Below are 537 nucleotides of genomic sequence, written 5' to 3'. Positions count from 1 at the left end.
GTCCATTCCCCGGCCAGGAAGTGCTTCAAATATCGTGATTGTATGTCCTGCATCTTTCAGAATTCTTGCTGCTGCAAGTCCTGCCATTCCACTGCCAATAATTGCGATATCCAAAATGATGTCCCATTTTTCGAGAATTTTTTTGATTATCACTCATACCCTAAAAAAACACCGTATTAAAAACTACCAGATTTTTATTTTTTGCATCAATTTATATAGAAAAATTTTAAAAGGTAAGCCCAAAAGTTTTTCATAAAATTTTACAAAAGAGGATAACTGTATAAAAATCTATATTTTTTAAAAATTTAAAAAAATTCTTTTAAATAAAATAAGATAATTTAACTGTATTTATATCATTCGTTTTACAAGTATCATTTTTTGCGGTATCATGGTGGCATAATAATGAGAACTAAATCACACAAAACAATGCCGACACAATAATGATATCCATCATAAAAACAGAAACTTTACAGCGAAAAAGCCCGCTATTCACACTTGATAGCGGGCTTTTTATTACTTTGCTTTTAAAGATCATTA

The 537-nt window shown here is 29.8% G+C and carries 1 protein-coding gene; it reads right to left on the bottom strand.

Translation table 11 applies throughout. The features are described 5' to 3' along the window. On the bottom strand, positions 1-153 hold a 153-nt coding region (locus tag ABD296_RS50805; RefSeq protein WP_407061607.1), incomplete at its 3' end, for an NAD(P)-binding protein. Positions 154-537: the final 384 nt, after the last annotated feature.

Origin of the sequence: Actinomadura napierensis (genome assembly GCF_039529375.1) — a bacterium.
In the GTDB taxonomy this organism is placed as follows: Bacteria; Actinomycetota; Actinomycetes; order Streptosporangiales; family Streptosporangiaceae; genus Spirillospora; species Spirillospora napierensis.
Note: the sequence above shows the minus strand (reverse complement) of the source record. Positions and strands in the feature narration are given on the sequence as shown.